Here is a 22,444-nt window from a genome sequence, read left to right as displayed (position 1 = left end):
GGGCGCCCCCACCGTGGCCCCCGGCGCATAGGCCCCCCCCCCCCACGACCACATCGCCCCCCCCGGGGGGGCCCCCCCCCCCACCCCCCCCCCCGGGGGGGCCCCCCCCCCCCCGGGGGGGGCCCCCGCCCGGCACCGTGAATCCGCACCGCCACGCGCAAGGAGCGCCCATGACCACCCCCGCCCCCGTCTCCTACCGCCACGGCGGCCTGGTCTGCACCGACCACACCCTCGACGTACCGCTCGACCACCACACCCCCGACGGTCCCGCCATCGGCCTGTTCGCCCGTGAGGTCGTCGCCGAGGGCCGCGAGCACGAGGAGCTGCCCCGCCTGCTCTGGCTCCAGGGCGGCCCCGGCGGCCGCGCGGAGCGCCCCAACGCCGCAGGCGCCTGGCTGCGCCGCGCCCTGGCCGAATACCGCGTCGTCCTGCTGGACCAGCGCGGCACCGGCCGCTCCACCCCCGCCGACCGGGTCACCCTGGCCCGCTTCGGTACGGACTCCGAGGCCGCGGCCGGCTATCTCGCGCACTTCCGCGCCGACTCGATCGTCCGCGACGCGGAACTCCTGCGCCGCCACCTCCAGGGCGACCGGCCATGGAGCGTCCTCGGCCAGAGCTTCGGCGGATTCTCCACCCTCACCTACCTCTCCCTCGCTCCCGAAGGCCTCGACCGGGCCTACATCACCGGCGGGCTGCCGACCCTCACCGGTCACGCCGACGACGTCTACCGCGCCGCCTACGCCCGCACCCTCGCCCACAACGAGCGCTACTTCGCGCGCTACCCCGGCGACCAGGCCCTCGCCGAGGCGGTCGCCGCGCACCTGGACACCCACGATGTCCGGATGCCGGCCGGGGAACGCCTCACGGTGCGCCGCTTCCAGACCCTCGGCATCACCTTCGGCACAGCCGCCAAGTTCGACTCCCTGCACTACCTCCTGGAGACCGCGTTCACCGAGGGCCCCGACGGGCCCGCGCTCACCGACACCTTCCTGCGCGGTGTCGACGCGGCGGTGTCCTTCGCCGAGCGTCCCCTGTACGCCGCGCTCCACGAACCGATCTACGCCCAGGGCGGCCGCCCCACGGACTGGTCCGCCCACCGGATCCGTCAGGAGTTCCCCGCCTTCGACGCCACCGCCGGCGGCCCCCTGCGGTTCACCGGCGAAATGGTGTACTCCTGGCAGTTCGAGGAGGACCCGGCGCTCGTCCCGCTGCGCGGCGCCGCCGAGGCGCTCGCCGCCCGTACCGACTGGCCGGCCCTCTACGACCTGGACCGGCTCGCCGCCAACGAGGTTCCCGTCTTCGCCGCCGTCTACCACGACGACATGTACGTCGACCGGGAGCACGCCCTGGCCACCGCCGCCGCCGTACGCGGGCTGCGCACCTGGGTGACCGACGCCTACGCCCACGACGGCGTCCGGGCCGACGCCGCCGTACTGGACCGGCTGATGGCCATGGCCCGCGGCGAAGCGTGACCCGGGCGGCGACGGGCGGGGCGCCCCCGGGAGAGCCCCGCCCGCGGCGCCTATGATCGACGGGTCCCGTGCCGATCGCCGTCCTGCCGCACCACCGGGGGTATCCCATCCGTTCCGTACGCATCCGGCTGCCCGAACAGCGCGGTGAACTGCTGGCCCGGCGTGAGGAAGGCCGGGATCTGCACCATCTCGTGTGGCGGCTGGGGCCCGGCTGGCGGGTGTGCAGCAGTGCGGTACTGGGCGGCGGCATCGGCCCGCGTGACTGGATCCTCAACGCCCAGGTGCCCGGCGGCTATCCCCGCATGGACCCCGACCGCCACCTGGCCGAGATCGCCGAGGCCGAACGGCTCACCGGCCCCGGCGTCGGACTGATGACAGCCGCCGACGTCACCGCTTACACGACCGCCGCCGACGAGGGGGTCACCGCGACCGTCACCTGCGGTCTCGGTGTACGAGGCTGGGCGGCGGCAGCCGAGGAGGGCACCGAGGGGCCGCCGAGGCCGGGGACCGTCAACATCGTCGTCACGCTGCCCGTGGCCCTCACCGACGCCGCACTCGTCAACGCCGTCGCCACGGCGACCGAGGCCAAGGTGCAGGCGCTCCTGGACGCCGGACTCGACTGCTCCGGCACCCCCACCGACTCCGTCTGCGTCGCGGCCCCCGCCCCCACCCCGGACACCGGGGCCGGTGAGCCGTTCGCCGGGCCCCGGTCGCGCTGGGGCGCCCGGCTCGCCAGGGCCGTGCACGCCGCGGTCCTCGAAGGCGCACTGCGGCCGTCCTGAGCATCCGAAGTGACGCGAAGCCGGGTCCGGCCCGGCCGACGAAGGGAGAACCTCTCATGACCTCAGCAGCCGGCACAGTCCCGGAGCGGCCGGCCGTCGCCGTGCTCGGGACCGGAATCATGGGTTCGGCCATGGCCAGAAGCCTGCTCAGTGCCGGTCTCGACGTCCGCGTCTGGAACCGGACACACGCCAAGGCGGCACCGCTCGGCGCCGACGGTGCCACCGTGGCGGACACCGCGGCCGAGGCCGTACGCGGCGCCGACGTCGTCCTCACCGTGCTCAACGACGGCACCTCTGTCGCCGCCGCCCTCACCGCCGCCTCCGACGGGCTGCACCGGGGCCAGGTCCTGCTGCAGAGTTCCACCGTCGGACCCGAGGCCACCGTCCAACTGGCCCAGCGTGCCGCGGACCTCGGCCTCGTCTACCTGGACGCCCCGGTCTCCGGCACCAGGCAGCCCGCGGAACAGGGCATGCTGACCGTCTTCGTCTCCGGACCGTCCGCCGTCCGCGCGGTGACCGGACCGGTGCTCGACGCGATCGGGCAGCGCACGGTCTGGGTGGCGGAGGAACCGGGAGCCGCCTCGCGGCTCAAGCTCGTGGTCAACACCTGGGTGATCAACATGGTGGGCGGCGTCGCGGAATGCCTCAATCTCGCCGAGGGACTCGGTGTGGACCCGCAGATGTTCCTCGACCTGATGAAGGGCGGACCGCTCGACTCCGCCTATCTGCACGGCAAGTCCGCCGCGGTCCTGACCGGCGACCTCACCCCGAGCTTCGCCGTGTCCACGGCCCTCAAGGACACCCGTCTCATCCTCGAAGCGGCCGAACACTCCGGCGTCCGGCTGGACCTGACGGAGGCGTCGGCCGCCCGTTTCGAACGTGCCGAGGCGGCCGGGCACGGCGACGAGGACATGATCGCCACCTACTACGCCGGCCGGCCTCCGGCGAAGGACGGCGCCTGACCTTCCGCAGGGTGCCGGAGCGGAACGGATGTTCCGGCACCCCGGGGCCTTCTCCGCTGCGGACCACCCACACGTGGTGCGGGAGCGGCGGCACGACCGCCCGTCGGCCCTTGGTGACCGCGGGGGACGGGTACGGCGCACCCGGCGCCCGCTCGCGGAAGCCCTGGGCGTCCGTCGGGAGCCCCCCGACACCCGGCTCACTCCTCGACGAACATCCCGTCGCGGAGCCGGTTCAGAATCCGGCTGATCAGCCGTGAGACGTGCATCTGCGAGATGCCGAGCTCCGCGCCTATCTGGGACTGCGTCATCTCCTGGCCGAACCGCATGTCGATGATGCGACGCTCACGCTCGTCGAGATCGCCCAGCAACGGTGCCAGGGCATGCAGGTTCTCGACGGTCTCCATGGCTGGGTCCGGGCTGCCCAGCACATCGGCGAAGGTCCGTCCGGTCTGGCTGTGCTTCCCCGAGTCGGCCGCGGCGGCCGGCATGTCCAGCGAACCCGCGGTGTATCCGTTGGCCGCCACGATGCCCTCGGTGACCTCCCCCTCGCTCAGCCCGAGTTGTTCGGCGAGCTCGGGCACGGTGGGGTCCCGGTCGAGCTCGCCGGCCAGTGTCTCCTTGGTCTTGGCGATGTCGACCCGCAACTCCTGGAGCCGGCGCGGGACATGGACGGCCCAGCTGGTGTCCCGGAAGAATCGTTTGATCTCCCCGGTGATGTACGGGACCGCGAAGGAGGTGAACTCGACCTCGCGGGACAGGTCGAACCGGTCGATGGCCTTGATCAGCCCGATGGTGCCGACCTGGACGATGTCCTCCATGTCGCCGCTGCCCCGGTTTCTGAACCGCCCGGCGGCGAACCGGACGAGGGAGAGGTTCATCTCGATCAGGGTGTTCCGCGCGTACTGATGGGCGGGCGTCCCCTCCTCCAGGACCTGGAGCCGGTCGAAGAACACCCGGGACAGTTCCCGCGCGTCGGTGGGCGCGACCTTGCCCGCGTCCTCGATCCACGGCAGTTCACCGAGGTCTCCGGGGGCCGGTGCGGCGCCTGTGAGCCCATGCTGCCCTGCGACAGCCGCCGAGGCTGTCCTGTTGCCGGCCGGTCCCGGCCGTGCACTCTCCGCTCGCTCCGCACCGGCAGTCCGCGCAGTGTGCGTCGTCATCTCGTCACGCTCCCCTGGTGGTAGGCCATGAGGTCTTGTCGTATGCCCCGTGGATGAGCTCTCATGCACACAAACGGAAGTTGATCATGTGACAGTGCGTCAATGGCCGGGCAGCGGCCCGGTGACGCGCCCCGGCGGCCTGCGGCCGGACGCCGCCGCACAGAACCGCCCCACCGGTACGGGGGAGCCCGGTGGGGCGGTCGTCACCAGGGTGCCACAGACGCGGGCACCGGAGGCCCTGCCGACGTATATCCGGCGGCGGTTGGGCTGAAAACGACAGTGGCCGGAAGCGGCACCGGCCACGACGGCTCAGTCGCGCGGATAGCCGACGATCGTGTGTGTGACCGCGGGCGAGTCCTCGGTCGTGTAGTAGTGGCTGCACTGGGCCGAGAACCGTGCGGTGTCGCCCGCCTCCAGCAGGTGGGGAACGTCGTTCACCACCAGCGTCACCTGACCGGACATCACGAGCACGTGTTCCACGGAGCCGGCGCCGTGCGAGCTGACCTGACTCTGGGCGTGCGGATGGAGCCGGGTCCGGTAGATCTCCGTACGGCCCTGCTCGTGGCCCGCGTACAGCAGACTGACCGTGGTCTCGTCCTCGGGCTCGTCCAGCGAGGCGGCCCGGATGATCTCCGGTTCCAGCAGCGGCTGGCGCAGCAGATCCGTGCAGTTGGTGCCCAGCACATCCGCGATCCGGACCAGCACATCGACGGTCGGATTGGCTTCGGCCCGCTCTATCTGGGACAGCAGCCCCTTGCTGACACCGGTCGCCGCCGACAGCTCGCGCAGGCTCCAGCCACGGGCGAGCCGACGGCGGTTGAGGTTTCCGGCCAGCGATGCCCGTACCCCGGAGGCGCCGGACGCGGACTGCGGCACCCGCGCGGCAGGGAGCGGTCCGGCGGCGGTGGTCACTTCGGACACCCTTCCTCCTCCCTCTCGGTGGTACGCGCAGGTCAGCGGCACACTCTACCCCCCCGTAAGCGGGCCGGTCAGCTGATACGGCCGATCTCGGCGGCCCCGGGCAGGGCGTCGATCATCCGCCGGGTCCAGGGGTGCCGCGGCGCGTCCAGGACCTCGGCGGCGGTGCCCTCCTCGACGATCCGTCCCCGGTGCATCACGGCGACCCGGTCGGCGATCTGCCGCACCACACCCAGGTCATGAGTGATGAACAGCACCGCGAAGCCCTCCTCGCGCTGGAGGGCGACGAGCAGGTTGAGCAGCTGGGCCTGGACCGAGACATCGAGGGCCGCCACCGCTTCGTCGCAGATCAGCAGCCGGGGCCGGGCCGCCAGTGCCCGCGCCAGCGCCACCCGTTGACGCTCGCCGCCCGAGAGCGCGGCCGGACGCCGCGAGGCGTACGACCCCGGCAGCCCCACCTGGGCGAGCAGCGCTTCCACGCCGGACGCGGTGCCCCGGTCCCGCCCGCCCGAGGCGGCGGTCAGCGCCTCGCGCAGCGTCGCGCCCACGGTGCGCAGCGGGTTGAGCGAGGAGTACGGATCCTGGAACACGATCTGGACCCGCTCCGCCAGACGCCGCCGGTCCGCCGTCGCGGGACGGCGCCCGGCGGGCAGGGGGACCCCGCCCACGGACACCGTGCCGCCGTCGAACGTCTCCAGGCCGACCGCGATCCGGGCGAGCGTCGTCTTGCCCGAGCCGGACTCGCCTACCAGGGCGACGACCGCGTCCCGCGGCACCGTCAGGCTCACGTCGCGCAGCGCCGGGTGGTCCCCGGCCGAGGAGCGGAACGTGCGGTCGACGGACGTGGCCACCAGCGCCGCGTCCAGGTCCGGCTGTTCGCCGGATCCCCCACCGGGCAGTGGGGCCGGTTCGGCGGCCCGCCGCGCCGACGGTGCGGCGAGCGCGCCGCCGATTTCGGCGATCCGTACACAGGCGGACAGCCTGCCCGTACCGTCGGTCGGCTCCCCGGACTCTCCGGGCGGCAGCAACTCGACCGGCGCGCTGCGGCATACCTGCGCCGCGTGGGCGCAGCGGTCGGCGAACGGGCAGCCCGGCCCGCGAGTACCGGGGGCGGGCACGGAACCGGGAATGGCCGGAAGTTCCGCGAACCGCTCCCGCACGGACGGTTCGGAGGCGAGCAGACCCGCGGTGTAGGGATGCAACGGTCCGGATTCGAGCTCCTGCGAGCGGCCGTGCTCCAGCACCTGGCCCGCGTACAGCACGTACACCCGGTCGCAGGCGGAGAAGGCGACCCGCAGGTCGTGCGTGATGAGGACCAGACCCATCCGACGGCTCCGCTGCAGACCGCGCAGCAGCTCCAGCACGGCGTGCTGGTTGGCGGCGTCCAGGGCCGTCGTCGGTTCGTCCGCGATCAGCAGTTCGGGGTCGCCCGCGAGCGCCGCGGCGGCCGCTACGCGCTGCCGCATCCCGCCCGACAGCTCGTGCGGATAGCGGTCGGCGACATCGGCGGAGAGACCGACCTCGGCGAGCCGCCGCTCCACCTCCGCGCGCCGGGCCGCCTTGTCCCTGCGCAGGCGCCCGCCGTCGAGGCCGCGGAGGCCGTCCGCGATCTGACGCCCGCAGGTGAGCTGAGGGTGCAGCATGGTGAACGGGTCCTGCATCAGCAGGGTGACGCGCCGGCCGCGCAACGCGTGCCGGTCGCGCGGCGACAGGGTGAGGACTTCCTGCCCCGCGATGCGTACGGAGCCGCCCGTCACCCCTGTCCCGGACGGCAGCAGCCCCGCCACGGCACGCATGGCCAGGGACTTGCCGCTGCCGGACTCGCCGACGATGCCCACGCACTCGCCCCGGCCGACCTCCAGCGAGACGGAGTCCAGGATCGGGACCGGCCCGCCCGGCGCGGCCGTGGCCGCCACCCGGAGACCGTCGACGGCGAGCAGCGGCCCGGCGGCCGGTGCGGTGGGGGCGGTACGGCTGTCCGTCGCCGGGTGCGCTGTCATCAGGACCTCCCACGGTCGGAGAACGCCTCGAACAGCCGGTCGCCGAGGAGATTGAGGGCGACGGCCGCCGCCACGATGAGCATGGCCGGCGCCAGGGCCGCGGACGGGTTGTCGTACAGCAGGGTGCGGTTCTCGGACAGCATCCGGCCCCAGTCCGGGGCGCCGGGCGGCACACCGAGGCCGAGGAAGGACAGAGAGCTCAGCGCGACGATCGCTCCGGCGAAGTTCAGCAGGGTGTTGGCCACCACGACGGGCAGCACATTGGGCCAGATGTGGCGCGTCATCACGGTGAAGTCGGACAGCCCGAGGGTCTGCGCCGCCTCGACGTACGCGCGGTGCCGCTGCTCCAGCACGGCGGAGCGCACCAGCCGGATGTCGGCGGGCGACGTCAGCACCACGAGGACGCCGACGGCCAGTGCGTAGCCTCCGCCGCCGATGCCGGCGACGACGATCGTCACCAGGAGAGCGGGCAGCGCCAGCAGGAGATCGGCCCAGCGCCGCACGGCGGTGTCGATCCAGCCGCCCCGGTACCCGGCGAGGAGACCGAGGACATTGCCGATCACCATGGACCCGATCGCGACCAGGGCCGCGCCCGCCAGGGTGCTCCGGGCGCCTGCGACCACCATCTCGGCGATGTCGCGGCCGAGTTCGTCGGTGCCGAGCGGATGCCCGCCGCCCGGCATGGCGGCGCCGGTCGCGAGATCCTGCGCGTCCCAGTCCGGCAGGACCAGCTGGCCGACCGCCGCGGCCAGCGCGAACAGCACCAGCAGTACGGTGCAGCAGACGGTGAGCGGGGAGAACCCGCGGGGCTTACGGGTCTTCATCCGTTCTCCTCCTCACGGACGCCGGACGCCGGCGCCGAGGCGGAAGCCTTCGCCCTCGCCGGTGTTCTTGCCGCGGGTGCGGTCCGCAGCTGGGGATCCAGCAGCGGCTGTACGAGGTCGGTGACGAGGTTGGCCAGACAGACGAGGGCGGCGATGAGCAGCGCCTCGGCCTGGACGACGGGTACGTCCCTGAAGGTGACCGAGTCGACGAGCAGGGAGCCGAGCCCCGGCAGCGCGAAGACCTGCTCCACCATGACCGTTCCCGCCAGGAGGTAGGCGAGGATCAGCCCGACGCCGGTGAGGACGGGGACGACGGTTCCGCGCAGCACGTACCGCAGCAGGATGTCCCGCTCCCGCACGCCCCGGGCGCGGGCGAACGTGACGTGCTCCCGGTCGAGTTCCCGGATCACGGCCGCCCGGGTCAGTTTCAGCAGGACGGCGGTGACGGCGAGTCCGAGCGCCAGGGCCGGCAGCACCAGGTGCGTCAGCCGGTCGCTGCCGGAACCCTCGCCCGGTCCGTATGCGGGGAACCAGCCGAGCATCAGCGAGAACACGTAGATGAGCACCAGCCCGCCCGCGAACGCGGGGGTGGACAGCGCGACCACACCGAGACTCTGCACCGCGCGGTCGGTGACGCGCCGGTTGCGCAGACCCGCCAGGACGCCCAGCGGCACTCCGAGCAGCAGCGCCACGGCGAATCCCAGGCCGACCAGCTGACCGGTCAGCACCAGGCGGTCGCCCAGTGCGGCGGCGACGCTCTCACCGGTGCGGATCGACGTGCCGAGGTCGAGCCGGACGGCGTCGCTCAGCCAGTACCAGTACTGCACGGCCATCGGGCTGTCGAGGTGGTAGCGGGCCCGGACCGCCTCCAGCGCCTCGGGGGTGGCGCTGCGAGGGCCCAGCAGTGTCTGGGCCGGGTCGCCCGGTGCGGCCTGGAGCAGCGCGAACACGGCGACGGACAGGACGACGAGAAGCCCCAGTGTGCCGGCGAGCCGGCGCAGTACGAGCCGGGCGGGGAGCGCGGCGCGCAGTCGCGCACGGGCGGTGGCCGTCATCGCGTACCGCCTTCCGGGACGGCCGGAGCCGGGTGGGGGACGGCAGGACCGGACGGTTTCCGGGGGGTGTCACCGTCCGGCCCTGCCTGGGAAGCCGTGCCGGGGGTCGGCTCGGGGGAAGCCTCCCCCCGCACGGCGGTCTGATGGGCGGCCGCGGGACGCGGCGCCAGATGGGTGGCGAGCCACTGTTCGACCCGGGCCGAGGCATCCAGGAGATGGCGTCCGTCGGTGAACTCGTGGCCCTCGCCGGGGTACACGTACAGCTCGACGGGCGCGCGGCCGGCCCGCAGCAGTGACCGGTACAGCTCGTGGGCCTGGCCGATCGGGGTGACCCGGTCGGCGGAGCCGTGCACGATGAGGGTCGGGGTGCCGCTGCCGCCCCGGGCGAAGACCGGCGAGCGCCGGATCAGCTCCTGCGGAGCGTCCGGGCCGCCGATCGCGTAGGTCCGGTCGTAGCCGCCGCCGATGTTGCTGGTGTGTGTGAAGCTCAGCCAGTCGGTCGGCGCCGAGACGACGACCGCGGCCCGGAACACATCGGTGCGCGCCGCTGCCTGGGCGGCGAGGAAGCCGCCGTAGCTGTGGCCCAGGACCGCGGTGCGGTCCGGGTCGGCCAGCCCGGCGTCGGTCAGATGGCGCACGCCGGACAGTACGTCGTCCAGGTCGGCGCCTCCGACATCACCGACCACGGCACGTGCGTGTTCGAGGCCCCGGCCGTTGCTGCCGCGGGGGTTGGGCAGCAGGACCAGATAGCCGGCGGCGGCCAGGGCGGGTGCGAGGCCCAGTACGTCGCCCGGCGCGTATCCGGCGGACCAGAGCCAGGCCGGGCCGCCGTGCACGAGGACGGCGAGGGGGCGGGGCCCGGTGCTCTCGCCCCCGGAGAGGAGGAGCCCCTGAACGGTGCGGCCGTCGGGTGCGCGCCAGTGGGTCTGTTCGGTACGGACAGCGGTGAGTTCGGGGGCCCCCGGCGTGTTGAGCGAGGTGACGGGCGTCCACTCCCAGGCGCCGGGGCCCTCGGTACGGGCGACGACGGCCTCGGGCGGACGCCCCGGCGCGTCGAGCACGGTCGCGGCCAGCAGTCCGTCGCCGCTGAGCGAGAGCGCGGGCTGGAAGCCCGCCCCGCCGAGGGTCGCAGGACCCGACCAGAGGACGGCCCCGGGACGGCCGGTGTGCCCGACGCGGGAGCCTGTCCCGTCCCAGCCCGCGAACCACAGGGCGCCGGGCGATGTGGCGTCGAACCGCAGCCAGGTCGCGTCCTCGACACCGGCCGCCACGGTCGTGTTCCCCGTGGCCAGGTCGGTGAGGACCGGGCGTCCGGCGACGATGGAGATGCCTTCGCAGACCGCCGCGGTCCGTCCGTCCGGGGCGAGCGCGGGGGAGCCCAGCTGCCCCTGGGGCGTGTACACGGTCCTGGCGGTGCGGGCGCCGAGGTCCAGCGCGGCGAACCGGGCACCGTAGTACCCGGCGGGCAGCGTGTCCTCGCCGACCGTCGCGACGGCGGTCGTCCCGCCGCGCCAGGCGACGTTCCACACGGTGAGCCCGGCGGGTCCGGCTTCGCGCACCCGGCCTTCGGCGAGGTCGACGAGATGCAGCGACCGGCGGCCGGTGCCGGGGGCGAAGCGCTCCGGTGCCGGTTCGGCTCCGAGCCGGACGGGCAGGCCGAGGTGCATGCCGTCCTGCTCGGCGCCGTCCGCCGCGCAGAGCAGCAGGGCCTGGTTCCCGTCGTCGGAGACCAGCAGTTCCTCCACGGCGCCGGGTGCCCGGACGACGGTGCGGACGGTGCCGGTGACCGTGTCCAGGGCGGCGAGCCACACCCCGGCTCCGGAGGGGCCCCGGCTCTCGGCGATGTGCAGCAGCGTCCTGGAGTCCGGCAGCCAGCGCGGACTGTGACGGTCCGCCGGCGCGTCCGGACCGGCCGGCGCGCGGAGTACGGGCGGCGGTGTGTCCGTACCCCCGCCGGCGAGTCCGGCGGGTACCGGGGCGAGGACCAGTTCGGCCCGCTCGGGACCGGCCGCTGCCACGGCGACGGCGCGGCCGTCCGGGCTGATCCGGGCCTCTACCGGGTGGACCAGGCGCAGCATCGCCTCGCGGACGCGCCGCACGAGGGTGGCAGCGGTACTGGGCATGGGGGTCCGTTCCTTGAAGGTGGAGGAGGTGGTGGTGGTGGGGCCGGTCAGACGGACTTGCGGATCCGGGTCGCCCACGGTCCGATGAACGCGAACGGCCCCTGGTCCAGCAGCACGAACTCCTTGGACAACGCGGACGCGGTCTGCGCCCACCACAGCGGGAGGTACGGCAGGTCGGCGCCGGCCGTCTGCACGGCCTTCATCAGTTCCCGGGCGCGGACGTCCTTGTCCGTGGCGGACTTCGCCGTGTCCAGCGCGGTGTTGACCGTGTGGTTGTCGTAGTGCGCGATGTCCGTCGCGGTGGCTGCCGCGTTGAGGTACGGGTCGGCCAGTTCGGCCGGGTCGCCGGTGACGGGGAAGTACCACAGGAACTGCAGCGGCTGCTTGCCGGAGCCGAGCTCCGCCACCCACTGCTCCAGGGTGATCTCCTTGACGTTCAGCGTGATGCCGATCTTCTTGAGCGAAGCGGCGAGCGCGAGCGCCGCCTTGCCCAGCTGAGGACCGCTGTTGGGGTAGTGCAGTTCCGCCGTGAAGCCGTTCTTCGACGCGGACCTGGCCAGCTCGGCGCGCGCGGCGTCCAGGTCGAAGTCCAGGACGGGTATGGCGTCGTAGCCCGAGCGGACCTTGTCCGCCGGCATCAGGTCGCCCCACATCTCACGGGAGGGCAGGGCGTCGGCGACCTCGGCCCGGCCGTGCAGGATGCCCTTCACCATGCCTTCGCGGTCGGCCGCGTGGGCGATGGCGCGTCGGACGTGCACATCGTCGAAGGGCGCCTTGGCGGTGTCGAAGGCCAGGGACACCACGGAACGGTCGCCGGTGTACGTGACGCGTGCGCTCGACTCCCAGCCGCGGGCCTCGTCCGACGCCAGGCCCAGGGCGCCGTCCACCGCACCGGACTTCATCGCGACCAGCCGCGTTCCCGCGTCGGGGACGAAGGAGAGCTTCAGCTTCCGGACGGCGGGCTTCTCGCCCCACCAGGCGTCGTTGCGCTCCAGCAGGACGTGGTCGTCGGCGGCGAACTCGGTGATCCGGTACGGGCCCGTGCCGAGCAGCAGGGTCTTCGCCGTGCCGACGCGGCCCTTGTTGCGGGTGAGGAAGGCGCGGCTGCTGACGAGGAGACCGCCGGCGGTCGTCGTCCAGGCGAACATGGCGTCCGGGGCCTTCAGCCGGATGGTGACCTCGAGGTCCCCCGTGGACTTCACGGACTCGACGCCCGCGTAGGCGTAACCGAGGGCGGAGCCGTTCTTCGGGTCCCGGATCGCCTCGATGGAGGCCACCACGTCGTCCGCGGTGAACGGGGTGCCGTCGGTGAAGGTGACCCCGCGGCGCAGCGTGTACACGTACGTCCTGGCGTCGGGCTGCTTCCAGGACGACGCGAGCCCGGGGCCGAGCTTCCCGGAGGGGTCGACCGAGAGCAGGGACTCCTGGGCCAGCACCGCGACCAGGTAGTTGAGGACGCCGGACTCGCGTCCCACATCCAGGCTGGAGAGGGACGAGGGCAGGGCGAGGGTCAGTTCGCCGATCGGCACGTCCGAGCCCTGGGCACCGGTCCCCGATCCCTTCGCCGCGGCACCGGAGTCCTCCCGGGGCGGCGGCGCACACGCGGCCAGCACACCGGACGCGGCGAGGACACCCATGCCGGCACCGGCGAGGTGCAGCAGTCGGCGTCGGCTGAGGTTGCCACCCGGTTCCGAGGTCATCGGGAACCACCCATCTCACTTTGTCCATTGTCACTGCCCAACTGGGCGTGGACAGTATCCGAACGCTTTGAGGGCGTCAAAGAGTGGCTAATAACCGTCCAAGGGGTGGACATTCGAATGGGTCAAATGCGGCGAAAGTGAAGGGAAATGGGGCTACTCATTCTCGATGGGTGGATTCGCGTACCGGAGGACGAATGGTCCTGGGAGAGCCACGCTCCGGGCGTTCCGCGCGGCACCGAAAACGGCATGCGGCAGACCGGCGACGCTGTCAGGCTGCGCCGGTGAACCACGATCTGATCTCCGCCCTCGCCCACACCGCCCACCCGGTCAAGGCACCCCTCGACGACGACTCGGTGCGCACACTCCTGGACCACGCGGTCCCGCCCGGCGACGTCAGAGCGCTCGATCTCGGCTGCGGAGGAGGGGAGTGGCTGCTGCGCGCCCTGAGCGGTCACCCGCGCCTCTGGGCCGAGGGCGTCGACATCTCCTCAGGCTCGCTCCGGCAGGCCGCCGAAGCCGCCGACCGCCTCGGTGTCCGCGACCGCCTCACCCTGCACCAGAAGGACGGCGCCGCGTTCCGCTCACCGGAACCGTTCGACCTCGTCCTCAGCGTCGGGGCGGTGCACGTGTTCGGCGGGCTGATGCCGACCCTCGCCGCCGCCCGTGAACGGCTGGCACCCGGCGGCCGGGTGCTGATCGGGGACGGCTACTGGGAACGTGAACCGTCGCCCGAGGCCATCGAGATGCTCGGTGACTCCGCCGACCTGGCGACCACCCTCGACCTGGTCGCCGCCGACGGATGGACGCCCGTCCACGGACACATCAGCACCCGGGGCGAACTCGACGCCTACGAGTGGTCCTGCTGGGGATCGCTGGCCGCCTGGGCCCTGGACCACCCGGAACACCCGGACAGTGCCGAGGTCCTGGACCTCGCGGCCGTGCGCCGCACCGAGTGGCTGCGCGTCTACCGCGACATCTGGGGCTTCGTCACCCTCGTGCTGCGCCCGACGGCCGGCTGACCGGAGCGGGCGCCGCCGGGCGGGGCTTCGTTGCGGCCCGGTGAACAGGGCCGTCCCCGGGAATACGCGCGCGCCGGGCGGACTTCCTGCTGCTGGGGCCTACCGGTGCACGGTCCGGACGCCCGCAGGCACCACGACAGAGAGGCAACCCATGTCCAAGGCGTACGTGTACACCCGCAACGGCGGGCCGGAGGCGGAGGCCCTGATCGACCGGGACACCCCGGTGCCCGGCCCCGGGGAACTGCTCGTCGCCGTACGCGCTGCCGGGGTCAACCCCGTGGACTGGAAGCTGCGTGACGGGTACATCAGGCCCGGCAGCGCACCGAGCCCGTTCCCGGTCGTGTTCGGCAGTGAGGCCGCCGGAGTCGTCGAGGCCGTCGGTCCGGGCGTGGCGGACTTCGCCGTCGGCGACGAGGTCTTCGGCAACCCGCTGACCGGCGGCTACGCCGAGCACACGCTGCTGCCCGTCGCCGTGACCGCCCGCATACCGGCCGGTCTCTCCTTCGCCGACGCTGCGGTGCTGCCGGTGGCGGCGGCCACGGCCTACGACGGACTGGCCCAGCTGGGCCTCGCTCCCGGAGCCACCCTGCTGGTCACCGGCGCCGGCGGTGGGGTCGGAACCGCCGCGGCGCAACTCGCCCGCCACGCCGGGATCCGGGTCATCGGCGTCGCGAGCGCCGCCAAGAAGGAGTTCGTCGAATCGCTCGGCGCGGTCCATGTCGAGTCCGGCGCCCAGCTGGCCGACCGGGTCCGGGCCGCCGCCCCCGACGGCGTCGACGCGGTCTTCGATCTGGTCGGCGGCGACACCCTGCGTGACGTGGCCTCCCTGGTCGACGACCCGGCCGCCGCCCTGATCAGCGCCGGTGGCAAGCCGCTCGTGGCCGAGCTCGGCGGGGCACCTGTCCAGCGGGCCCGCAACGCCGCGGTCCTGCGCGAGGTCGCGGACCTGGCGGCCGCCGGGGTCCTGCGTGCCCCCCTCACCCGGACCTGCCCGCTCACCGAGGCCGGCGAGGCGCTGCGCGCGGTGGAGAGCGGCCACGCCCTCGGCAAGACCGTCATCGAGGTGACGGCGTGAGAAGGCGTATGCACCGCACCGGACGCACCGGACGAACCGAGGTGACCGCATGAGCGGGGAGCTGATCACGGCGGGCGGCGCACATCCGCTGGACGACCCGGTGGGCAGCGCCCTGCGCAGCACCCACGCCCACTTCGCCGAGCGCCGAGGCCGCATCCTGCGCTACCCGCCGGACGTCACACCCTGGGCCGCCCTGCCGGACGCGCCCGACGCCGGGGACTGGGCGGACGTCGCAGCGCTGGCCGGCCCCGGCGGCGCCGTCACCATCACCGCCTTCCGCGAGCCACCGCCCGACGACTGGCAGGTCGTCTTCCACGCCGAGGGCGTCCAGCTCGTCGACGGCGGGGTCGACGCGCAGCCGTACCCGCAGGCCGTCCGGCTGGGTCCGGCCGACGTGCCCGAGATGCTGGACCTGGTGGCACGCACCCGGCCCGGCCCCTTCGAGGTCCGTACCGTCGAACTCGGCAGCTACCTCGGGGTGCGGCGCGACGGCAGGCTCGTCGCCATGGCGGGCGAGCGCATGCGCCCGGCCGGCTGGAGCGAGATCAGCGGCGTCTGCACGGACGAGTCGGTACGGGGACAGGGGCTCGCCGGCGGACTCGTGCGGGCCGTCGCCCACGAGATCCGGCAGCGCGGCGACATACCGTTCCTGCACGCCGCCGCCTCCAACACCAACGCCGTGCGGCTCTACGAGGCCCTGGGGTTCGCACTCCGCCGCCGCACACCGTTCCTCTCGGCGCTGGTTCCCGACCGTCCACCGGCGCACCGGCCCGGAACCGGCCGCGAGGGTGTCCGGGAGACCGCCGCGCGATGACCGCCCGGTGACCTTCGGCCCGCCCCGCGCGGGCCGAAGGCCCCTGCCGGTGCCGGCCGAGGGACTTTCGGCGCACAGGCTGAGGCCGTACGACTCGTGTGCTGCCCGCCGCGCTCCGGGTGCACTGGTACGGAACGCCGGCGCCGGGCCGGCCGATCCGGAGGGCGCGACGTGATCGGGCTTCACCACCAGCCGAGGACGCGGGTCATGGCGCTCCCCGGTGCGGACGCCGGGGAGGCCGCCGTCGGGGCGCCGAGGATCGGCAGCCGGGCACTGTTCGGCGGAGTGGCGCTGCTGACCGCCCTGATCGTTCTGCTCGACGTGGGAACCGGCAACGATCTGCGTATCGTGCCGCTGCTGGTCGTCGTGCCCGCGCTCGTGTCCGTCTTCGGCACCATCCGGCAGACCGTGGCCGTGGCCTCCGGGATCATGGCCGTGGCCGTCGCCTCCCGCCTGGTCACCGGCGGGACCTTCTGGGACGTCGCCAGCAGCATCGTGTTCACGGTCCTCGCCTGCTTCCTCGGCGTCGGCGCGTGCGCGCTGCGCATCCGCCACGCCACCCAGATCGCCCGGCTGCGTACCGCCGCCGTCGCCCTCCAGCGCCAGATCCTGCGCCCGCTGCCGATCCTGACCGACCAGGTCGTCGCCCACGGCACCTACGCGCCCATCGAGGAGGACCGCCTGGTCGGCGGGGACATCTACGAGATCGTGCAGTCGCCCTACGGGACCCGGGTGATCATCGGGGACGTCCAGGGCAAGGGGCTCGCCGCGATCGGGGCGGGATTCGCCGTACTCGGCGCGTTCCGCGAGGCGGCCATCCGCGAACCCACCCTCACCGGGGTGGTCGACGCCCTGGAGGACGCGGTCGCCCGGCACAACGCCTTCTCCGCCCAGACCGGCGAGATCGAGCGCTTTGTCACCGCCCTGGTGCTCGGTTTCGACGGCGCCGGGCGCGTCCAGGCCGTCAACTGCGGTCACCTGCCACCCCGGCTGCTCCACGACAACGTGGCCGGCCCCGTCCCGCTGCGCCGTACCTCGGTGCCGCTGGGCCTGGCGGAGCTCAGCAGCGAGGCGCGGGTCACCGAATGGCTGGACTTCCCGGACGGTGCGACGCTTCTGATGTTCACCGACGGAGTGACCGAGGCCCGTGACGCCGCCGGAGCCTTCTACCCGCTCGATTCGCGGCTGGGCCGTTGGGCGCACCTGGGCACGCGGGAACTGCTCGACGCCCTCCGGCGCGACCTGGAGGAGTTCTCCGGCGGAGTGCGGCGCGACGACATCGCCGTGCTCGCGATGCGGCGGACGCCGTCCGGGAGCCCCCGTCGGCCCGAGCCGTCCGGCTACGGGGCGAGGCGGGCCGCCGAGGCCTTCGGCGGGCGGTAGAGGCCATGCCCCGCACCGTGCAGGCTCCGCGCCCCGAGGCGCCGCAGCCGACTCGTGTGTCCTGGTGGGACTTTTGTCGCGCTGGGACATTTATGGGTGTACGGTGCAGACATGAACCGGGAACGGAAGACCCCCGAGAGGCGGAGCCGCAAGGCGCGCAGGACCCGGGACACGCTTGCCCGGGCCGCGTTCGACCTCGTGCTCGACCGGGGTCTGCGGGACGTCACCGTCGAGGAGATCGCGGAACGTGCGGACGTCGACCGCCGCACCTTCAGCCGGTACTTCGCGAGCAAGGAAGCCGCGGTCCTGGACTCGGTACGGGGCGACGGCGACCGGATCAACGACGCGCTGCGGGGCCGGCCCGCCGGGGAGCCCCCGCTCACCGCGTACCACCGGGCCGTCATGGACTGGCTCGCGGACCCCGAGGCGGAGGCCTGGCACCGCCGCCCGAGGCTCTTCGAACTGCTGGTCCTCGCCGGGGAGGAGCCGACCCTTTACGCGGCGTTCCACCACATCCGGGTGGACGCCCAGGAGGACTCGGTCGCCATCGTCGCCGACCGGCTCGGAGTCGACGCCCGGCAGGACATCCGCCCCGCCGTCACGGTCGCCGCCGGAGCCGGCGCGCTCCTCGCCGCCCAGACCGCCTGGGTGCGCGGGGGATGCCCCGAGGAGCTGCCCCGGCTCGTCGAGCAGGCATTCGACGCCCTCACGGGAGAGCTGCTCACGCGGCCCGACGCCGGACCGGCGTCACGTAACAACACAGAAGGAAACGGACCATCATGAACACCACCCCCACCCCCGCCGACCAGGAATTCGCCGGCCGCACCGCCCTCGTCACCGGAGGGGCCTCAGGTATCGGCCTGGCCCTGTCCCACCGGCTCGCCGCGTCCGGCGCTTCCGTCGTCGTGGCCGACTACGACGAGGAGAGCGCCCGCAAGGCGGTCGCCGCACTGGAGAGCACCGGCGCCAAGGCCGCCGCCGTGGCCATGGACGTCACCGACCCCGCCTCCGTCGAGGCAGGCGTGCGGTTCGCCGTCGACACCTTCGGCGCCCTGCACCTCGCCGTGAACAACGCCGGCATCGGCGGCCCCAGCAACCCGACCGGCGACTACGCCGTCGAGGACTGGAACCGCGTCGTCGCCACCAACCTGAGCGGCGTCTTCTACTCCATGCGCTACGAGCTCCCCGCCATCGTCGCCGCGGGCGGCGGCGCGATCGTCAACATGTCGTCGATCCTCGGCACCAACGGCTTCGCCGGCTCGCCCGCGTACGTCGCCGCCAAGCACGGAGTCGTCGGCCTCACCAAGACGGCAGCCCTTGAGTACGCCGCGCAGAACGTCCGCGTCAACGCGGTCGGACCCGGTTTCATCGACACCCCGCTGCTGCGCAACACCGAGGGCCCGGCCCGCGACCACCTGATCTCGCTGCACCCGGCCGGACGCCTCGGCACGTCGGAGGAAGTGGCCGAACTCGCCGCCTTCCTGCTCTCCGACCGGGCTTCCTTCATCCACGGCAGCTACCACCTGGTGGACGGCGGCTACTCCGCCTCCTGAGTGGCGAACGGGGGACAGGGGGGCCAAAACTGGAACAGCACGAGGTCAAGGAGGACCCCATGAAAGCCGTTCAGTACCGCGAAATCGGTGCCGCACCCGAGGTCGTCACCGTGCCCGACCCGGAGCCCGGCCCCGGCCAGGTGCTGCTGAAGGTCACCGCGGCAGGTGTCTGCCACTCCGACATCGCGGTGATGTCGTGGCCGGCGGACCAGTTCCCCTACCCGCTGCCGCTGACCCTCGGCCACGAGGGCGTCGGCACCGTGGCCGCACTCGGCGACGGCGTCAGCGGGCTCACGACCGGCGAGTCCGTCGCCGTCTACGGCCCCTGGGGCTGCGGCACGTGCGTCAAGTGCGCCGAGGGCAAGGAGAACTACTGCCTGCGCGCACAGGAACTCGGCATCAACCCGCCCGGACTCGGTTCTCCCGGTGCCATGGCCGAGTACATGATCGTCGACGACCCGCGCCACCTGGTGCCCCTCGGCGACCTCGACCCGGTGCAGGCGGTGCCGCTCACCGACGCCGGCCTCACCCCGTACCACGCGATCAAGCGCTCCCTGCCGAAGCTGGTGCCCGGAGCCACCGCCGTAGTCATCGGCACCGGCGGGCTCGGTCATGTCGCGATCCAGCTGCTGCGCGCCATGACGGCGGTCCGCGTCATCGCCCTCGATGTCACGGAGGACAAGCTCGCGCTGGCCCGTACGGTCGGGGCACACGAGACCGTCCTGTCCGACCAGCACGCCGCGAGCCGGATCCGCGAGCTGACCGGGGGGATCGGTGCCCAGGTCGTCCTCGACTTCGTGGGTGCGCCGCCGACCGTCGCCACGGCAGGTGCCGCGGCCGCCATCGACTCCGACGTCACGATCGTCGGCATCGGCGGCGGCTCGCTTCCGGTGGGCTTCGGCGCCCTGCCGTTCAGCACGAGCGTGACCGCCCCTTACTGGGGATCCCGGTCCGAGCTGGCAGAGGTACTGGAGCTGGCCCACTCGGGTTCGGTGAAGGTCCACGTCGAGACGTACTCGCTGGACGAGGCTCCGCTGGCGTACGAGCGGCTGCACGACGGCAGGATCAACGGTCGCGCGGTCATCCTCCCCAACGGCTGACCGTCCGGGCCGTTCCTCACGGCCCTGCGACGACGCGGGCCGGCGCACTGCGCGCCGGCCCGCGTCGTACCTGCGGCCGATGCGTACCGCACCGCCCCGGACGGATACTGGCCCGATGGAATTCGCCGCCCTGATGACGCTCCCCGCACTGGTGATCGGGCTGACCGTCGCCGCCTTCCTCGACCAGCTGCTGCTGAGGGCGGGGCGGGCGGGTCTGCTGCCGTGGCGCAACAGCGCCCGGCAGGGCCAGATCTCCGCGACCGGCTTCGAACAGCTCCATGCCACGTTCTCGCCCGGTAAACAGAGCGAGCTCAAGGAGCGCCGGAGCGCCCTGCTGATGCGCGACGACCAGGAGGACGGCGCCCCGCCCCACCACTCCACCGTCGACCTCGACACCGGCCTCGCCGTCATCCGCCTGCCGGGGGAATGACGGGGCGGTATCCTCCGGCGGCCCGTGGCCTCACCCGCCTCGCACGCGGCCCTCGGCCCCGCGGGGACGGAGGCGCTCCTCGTCCACGAACGGGCCCACCTCACCGGCCCCTGCCTGCTCGGACACCCCAAGGCGCGGGTCCGGCGAAAAGGAGCTGACAGCTCCCGCGGCCCCCCGGCTACACTGACCGCATGGGTTCGTACTACTTCTTCCGCTGATTCCGGGCAGGGCCGAGCCGCACGACGCTGAGCCGTCACCCGGCAACGCCCGGGCCGAGCCGCACGACGCCGAGCCGCCGGCCGGTGACTGCTTGGCCGCGCCGCCCTCTCCTCGGACCATCCGGAAGCCCCGCCCGCCGTGCCCGTCATGGGCTGCTGCGGCACGCACCCCAGGGACAAGCCACCATGCCCCTCCCGCACGACCGCCCCCAGCTCACCCTCAAGGACGTCTCCAAGGCGTACGGAGACCGTGCCGTCCTCGACCAGGTGTCACTCACCGTCCGCCCCGGCGACCACGTGGGCGTCATCGGTGAGAACGGGTCCGGCAAGTCCACGCTCCTGCGGCTGATCGCCGGCGCCGAGACACCGGACAGCGGCGAGATCACCGTCCGTTTCCACGGCGGCACCGGCCACCTCTCCCAGACCCTCGATCTCGGCCCCGCCCGTACCGTCCAGGACGCCGTCGACGCGGCCTTCGCCGAACTGCGCGCACTGGAGCGGCGGATCCGCGCCGCCGAAGCGGCACTCGCCGCCCCCGGGGACGGCGGAGAGGCACAACTGGCCAGGTACGGAGACCTGCTGACGGAGTACGAGGAACGCGGCGGCTACCAGGCCGATGCCCGGACCGACGCCGCACTGCACGGCCTCGGACTCGCGCACATCACCCGGCAGCGCACGCTCGGCAGCCTCTCCGGCGGCGAACAGTCCAGGCTCGCGCTCGCCTGCGTCCTGGCCGCACAGCCCGAACTGCTTCTCCTGGACGAGCCGACCAACCACCTCGACCTCGCGGCCACCACCTGGCTGGAGGACCATCTGCGTGCCCACCGGGGCACCCTCGTCGTCATCACCCATGACCGCGCCTTCCTGGAACGGAGCACCACCGTCATCGTCGAGGTCGACCGCGATCTGCGCAGCGCCGTCCGGTACGGGGACGGCTGGGACGGTTACCGCACGGCGAAGGCGGCGGCACGCCGCCGCTGGGCCCAGGAACACCAGGACTGGCTGGACGAGCTGGCCCGCACCGAAGAGCTCGTGAACGCCGCGGGCCGACGGCTGGCCGTCACCGGAAAGGACCCGGGGGAGGGCTGGGGCAAGCACCGCCGCTCGCACGAGGCGAAGCTGTCCGGGCAGGTCGGAGCGGCCAGAAAACGGTGGGAGGAACTGCGCAGGGCTCCTGTGCCGGCTCCGCCCCGGCCACTTCGGTTCTCCGCAGGACTGGCCCTGGCCTCCGACGGCGACCGGAAGCCGGGGCCGCTCGTGGAACTCGCGTCCGTCGCGGTGGGCGAGCGGCTGAGCATGCCCGAGCTACGGGTGGAGAGCGGGCAGCGCCTGCTGGTCACCGGTGCGAACGGGGCCGGGAAGACCACCCTCCTGCGGGTGCTGGCGGGTGATCTCGCACCCGACACGGGCACGGTGCGCCGCCGGGCCAGAATCGGATATCTCCCGCAGGAACTCCCCGCCCGGCCGACCCGCCGCACCCTGCTGGACACCTTCGCCGCCGGACGGCCCGGCCACGCGGACGAATACACCGGCACGCTTCTCGCACTCGGTCTCTTCCGCCCGGAGGACCTGTCCGTCCCGGTTGCCGCGCTCTCCGTCGGACAGCAGCGCAGACTGGCGCTGGCCCGGCTGGTCACCCGGCCGGCCGACCTGCTGGTGCTGGACGAACCGACCAACCACATCTCCCTGGCCCTGGTGGAGGAGCTGGAGACGGCGCTGGCGGCGTACGAGGGAGCCGTCGTGGTCGTCTCGCACGACCGCGGCTTCCGCAGCCGCTTCACCGGCGACCGGATGGAACTGCGGGCGGGCGGACCCGTCGCCGCCCGCACCTGACAGCTGTGCGGCACGACGACGGG

The 22,444-nt window shown here is 73.3% G+C and carries 19 protein-coding genes; 12 read left to right on the top strand and 7 right to left on the bottom strand.

What is annotated here, in order from left to right; genetic code table 11:
* Positions 1-170 precede the first annotated feature (170 nt).
* From ACZ4LX_RS06930 to ACZ4LX_RS06920, 3 genes are all read left to right on the top strand, one after another.
* Positions 171-1,472, top strand: a complete 1,302-nt coding sequence (locus tag ACZ4LX_RS06930) for an alpha/beta fold hydrolase (RefSeq protein WP_467638676.1) — start codon at positions 171-173, stop codon at positions 1,470-1,472.
* A 74-nt stretch (positions 1,473-1,546) separates the two neighbouring features.
* A complete protein-coding gene (locus tag ACZ4LX_RS06925) occupies positions 1,547-2,254 on the top strand; it encodes an adenosylcobinamide amidohydrolase (protein ID WP_467639258.1) in 708 nt (235 codons plus the stop codon).
* 56 nt (positions 2,255-2,310) lie between these two features.
* Positions 2,311-3,216, top strand: a complete 906-nt coding sequence (locus tag ACZ4LX_RS06920) for an NAD(P)-dependent oxidoreductase (RefSeq protein WP_467638679.1) — start codon at positions 2,311-2,313, stop codon at positions 3,214-3,216.
* A 197-nt stretch (positions 3,217-3,413) separates the two neighbouring features.
* On the opposite strand, the gene ACZ4LX_RS06915 is transcribed toward ACZ4LX_RS06920, so the two are convergent.
* The 7 genes from ACZ4LX_RS06915 to ACZ4LX_RS06885 form a co-directional block, all read right to left on the bottom strand.
* On the bottom strand, positions 3,414-4,376 hold the full coding sequence (locus ACZ4LX_RS06915) for an RNA polymerase sigma factor SigF (protein ID WP_467638682.1): 963 nt from the start codon (positions 4,374-4,376) through the stop codon (positions 3,414-3,416).
* 309 nt (positions 4,377-4,685) lie between these two features.
* Positions 4,686-5,297 carry a helix-turn-helix domain-containing protein gene (locus ACZ4LX_RS06910; protein WP_467638686.1) on the bottom strand — a complete coding sequence of 204 codons (612 nt, stop codon included), beginning with the start codon at positions 5,295-5,297 and terminating at the stop codon, positions 4,686-4,688.
* A 68-nt stretch (positions 5,298-5,365) separates the two neighbouring features.
* Complete coding sequence (locus ACZ4LX_RS06905; protein ID WP_467638689.1) at positions 5,366-7,294, bottom strand: ABC transporter ATP-binding protein; 1,929 nt, start codon at positions 7,292-7,294, stop codon at positions 5,366-5,368.
* Complete coding sequence (locus ACZ4LX_RS06900; RefSeq protein WP_467638692.1) at positions 7,294-8,118, bottom strand: ABC transporter permease; 825 nt, start codon at positions 8,116-8,118, stop codon at positions 7,294-7,296. Before ACZ4LX_RS06900 ends, ACZ4LX_RS06905 begins: the two co-directional genes overlap by 1 nt.
* A complete protein-coding gene (locus tag ACZ4LX_RS06895; protein WP_467638695.1) occupies positions 8,115-9,173 on the bottom strand; it encodes an ABC transporter permease in 1,059 nt (352 codons plus the stop codon). Before ACZ4LX_RS06895 ends, ACZ4LX_RS06900 begins: the two co-directional genes overlap by 4 nt.
* Positions 9,170-11,296 (bottom strand): S9 family peptidase, encoded by a 2,127-nt coding sequence (locus tag ACZ4LX_RS06890; RefSeq protein WP_467638698.1) that lies wholly within the window; start codon positions 11,294-11,296, stop codon positions 9,170-9,172. Before ACZ4LX_RS06890 ends, ACZ4LX_RS06895 begins: the two co-directional genes overlap by 4 nt.
* A gap of 47 nt (positions 11,297-11,343) precedes the next feature.
* Positions 11,344-12,996 carry an ABC transporter substrate-binding protein gene (locus ACZ4LX_RS06885; RefSeq protein WP_467638701.1) on the bottom strand — a complete coding sequence of 551 codons (1,653 nt, stop codon included), beginning with the start codon at positions 12,994-12,996 and terminating at the stop codon, positions 11,344-11,346.
* A 281-nt stretch (positions 12,997-13,277) separates the two neighbouring features.
* On the opposite strand from ACZ4LX_RS06885, the gene ACZ4LX_RS06880 reads away from it, so the two are divergent.
* From ACZ4LX_RS06880 to abc-f, 9 genes are all read left to right on the top strand, one after another.
* Complete coding sequence (locus tag ACZ4LX_RS06880; RefSeq protein WP_467638704.1) at positions 13,278-14,015, top strand: SAM-dependent methyltransferase; 738 nt, start codon at positions 13,278-13,280, stop codon at positions 14,013-14,015.
* Between the two features lie 151 nt (positions 14,016-14,166).
* Positions 14,167-15,090, top strand: a complete 924-nt coding sequence (locus ACZ4LX_RS06875; protein WP_467638706.1) for an NADP-dependent oxidoreductase — start codon at positions 14,167-14,169, stop codon at positions 15,088-15,090.
* 49 nt (positions 15,091-15,139) lie between these two features.
* Complete coding sequence (locus tag ACZ4LX_RS06870) at positions 15,140-15,904, top strand: GNAT family N-acetyltransferase (protein WP_467638709.1); 765 nt, start codon at positions 15,140-15,142, stop codon at positions 15,902-15,904.
* 207 nt (positions 15,905-16,111) lie between these two features.
* Entirely contained in the window at positions 16,112-17,287 is a 1,176-nt protein-coding gene (locus ACZ4LX_RS06865) for a PP2C family protein-serine/threonine phosphatase (RefSeq protein ID WP_467638712.1), read from the top strand.
* Positions 17,288-17,398: 111 nt separating this feature from the next.
* Positions 17,399-18,070 carry a TetR family transcriptional regulator gene (locus ACZ4LX_RS06860; RefSeq protein ID WP_467638715.1) on the top strand — a complete coding sequence of 224 codons (672 nt, stop codon included), beginning with the start codon at positions 17,399-17,401 and terminating at the stop codon, positions 18,068-18,070.
* Complete coding sequence (locus tag ACZ4LX_RS06855; RefSeq protein ID WP_467638718.1) at positions 18,067-18,840, top strand: SDR family NAD(P)-dependent oxidoreductase; 774 nt, start codon at positions 18,067-18,069, stop codon at positions 18,838-18,840. Before ACZ4LX_RS06860 ends, ACZ4LX_RS06855 begins: the two co-directional genes overlap by 4 nt.
* Positions 18,841-18,899: 59 nt before the next feature.
* Positions 18,900-19,940: an NAD(P)-dependent alcohol dehydrogenase gene (locus ACZ4LX_RS06850; protein ID WP_467638722.1), complete on the top strand. Its 1,041-nt coding sequence runs from the start codon at positions 18,900-18,902 to the stop codon at positions 19,938-19,940.
* Between the two features lie 115 nt (positions 19,941-20,055).
* Positions 20,056-20,370: a DUF6191 domain-containing protein gene (locus ACZ4LX_RS06845; RefSeq protein WP_467638725.1), complete on the top strand. Its 315-nt coding sequence runs from the start codon at positions 20,056-20,058 to the stop codon at positions 20,368-20,370.
* Between the two features lie 404 nt (positions 20,371-20,774).
* Positions 20,775-22,421 (top strand): ribosomal protection-like ABC-F family protein, encoded by a 1,647-nt coding sequence (gene abc-f, locus ACZ4LX_RS06840; protein ID WP_467638728.1) that lies wholly within the window; start codon positions 20,775-20,777, stop codon positions 22,419-22,421.
* The last annotated feature ends 23 nt before the right edge of the window (positions 22,422-22,444 follow it).

The organism is Streptomyces sp. NPDC026062 (assembly GCF_055568375.1).
The sequence above is the reverse complement of the archived record's forward strand: the minus strand, read 5'-3'. Positions and strand labels throughout refer to the sequence as shown.

Bases quoted from the DNA above. Each gene is read 5' to 3' on its own strand.
- ACZ4LX_RS06895 (WP_467638695.1), bottom strand. From the start codon at position 9,173: ATGACGGCCACCGCCCGTGCGCGACTGCGCGCCGCGCTCCCCGCCCGG.
- ACZ4LX_RS06930 (WP_467638676.1), top strand. From the start codon at position 171: ATGACCACCCCCGCCCCCGTCTCCTACCGCCACGGCGGCCTGGTCTGC.
- ACZ4LX_RS06920 (WP_467638679.1), top strand. From the start codon at position 2,311: ATGACCTCAGCAGCCGGCACAGTCCCGGAGCGGCCGGCCGTCGCCGTG.
- ACZ4LX_RS06915 (WP_467638682.1), bottom strand. From the start codon at position 4,376: ATGACGACGCACACTGCGCGGACTGCCGGTGCGGAGCGAGCGGAGAGT.
- ACZ4LX_RS06865 (WP_467638712.1), top strand. From the start codon at position 16,112: ATGGCGCTCCCCGGTGCGGACGCCGGGGAGGCCGCCGTCGGGGCGCCG.
- ACZ4LX_RS06890 (WP_467638698.1), bottom strand. From the start codon at position 11,296: ATGCCCAGTACCGCTGCCACCCTCGTGCGGCGCGTCCGCGAGGCGATG.
- ACZ4LX_RS06885 (WP_467638701.1), bottom strand. From the start codon at position 12,996: ATGACCTCGGAACCGGGTGGCAACCTCAGCCGACGCCGACTGCTGCAC.
- ACZ4LX_RS06845 (WP_467638725.1), top strand. From the start codon at position 20,056: ATGGAATTCGCCGCCCTGATGACGCTCCCCGCACTGGTGATCGGGCTG.
- ACZ4LX_RS06870 (WP_467638709.1), top strand. From the start codon at position 15,140: ATGAGCGGGGAGCTGATCACGGCGGGCGGCGCACATCCGCTGGACGAC.
- ACZ4LX_RS06860 (WP_467638715.1), top strand. From the start codon at position 17,399: ATGAACCGGGAACGGAAGACCCCCGAGAGGCGGAGCCGCAAGGCGCGC.
- ACZ4LX_RS06850 (WP_467638722.1), top strand. From the start codon at position 18,900: ATGAAAGCCGTTCAGTACCGCGAAATCGGTGCCGCACCCGAGGTCGTC.
- ACZ4LX_RS06875 (WP_467638706.1), top strand. From the start codon at position 14,167: ATGTCCAAGGCGTACGTGTACACCCGCAACGGCGGGCCGGAGGCGGAG.
- ACZ4LX_RS06855 (WP_467638718.1), top strand. From the start codon at position 18,067: ATGAACACCACCCCCACCCCCGCCGACCAGGAATTCGCCGGCCGCACC.
- ACZ4LX_RS06905 (WP_467638689.1), bottom strand. From the start codon at position 7,294: ATGACAGCGCACCCGGCGACGGACAGCCGTACCGCCCCCACCGCACCG.
- ACZ4LX_RS06900 (WP_467638692.1), bottom strand. From the start codon at position 8,118: ATGAAGACCCGTAAGCCCCGCGGGTTCTCCCCGCTCACCGTCTGCTGC.
- abc-f (WP_467638728.1), top strand. From the start codon at position 20,775: ATGCCCCTCCCGCACGACCGCCCCCAGCTCACCCTCAAGGACGTCTCC.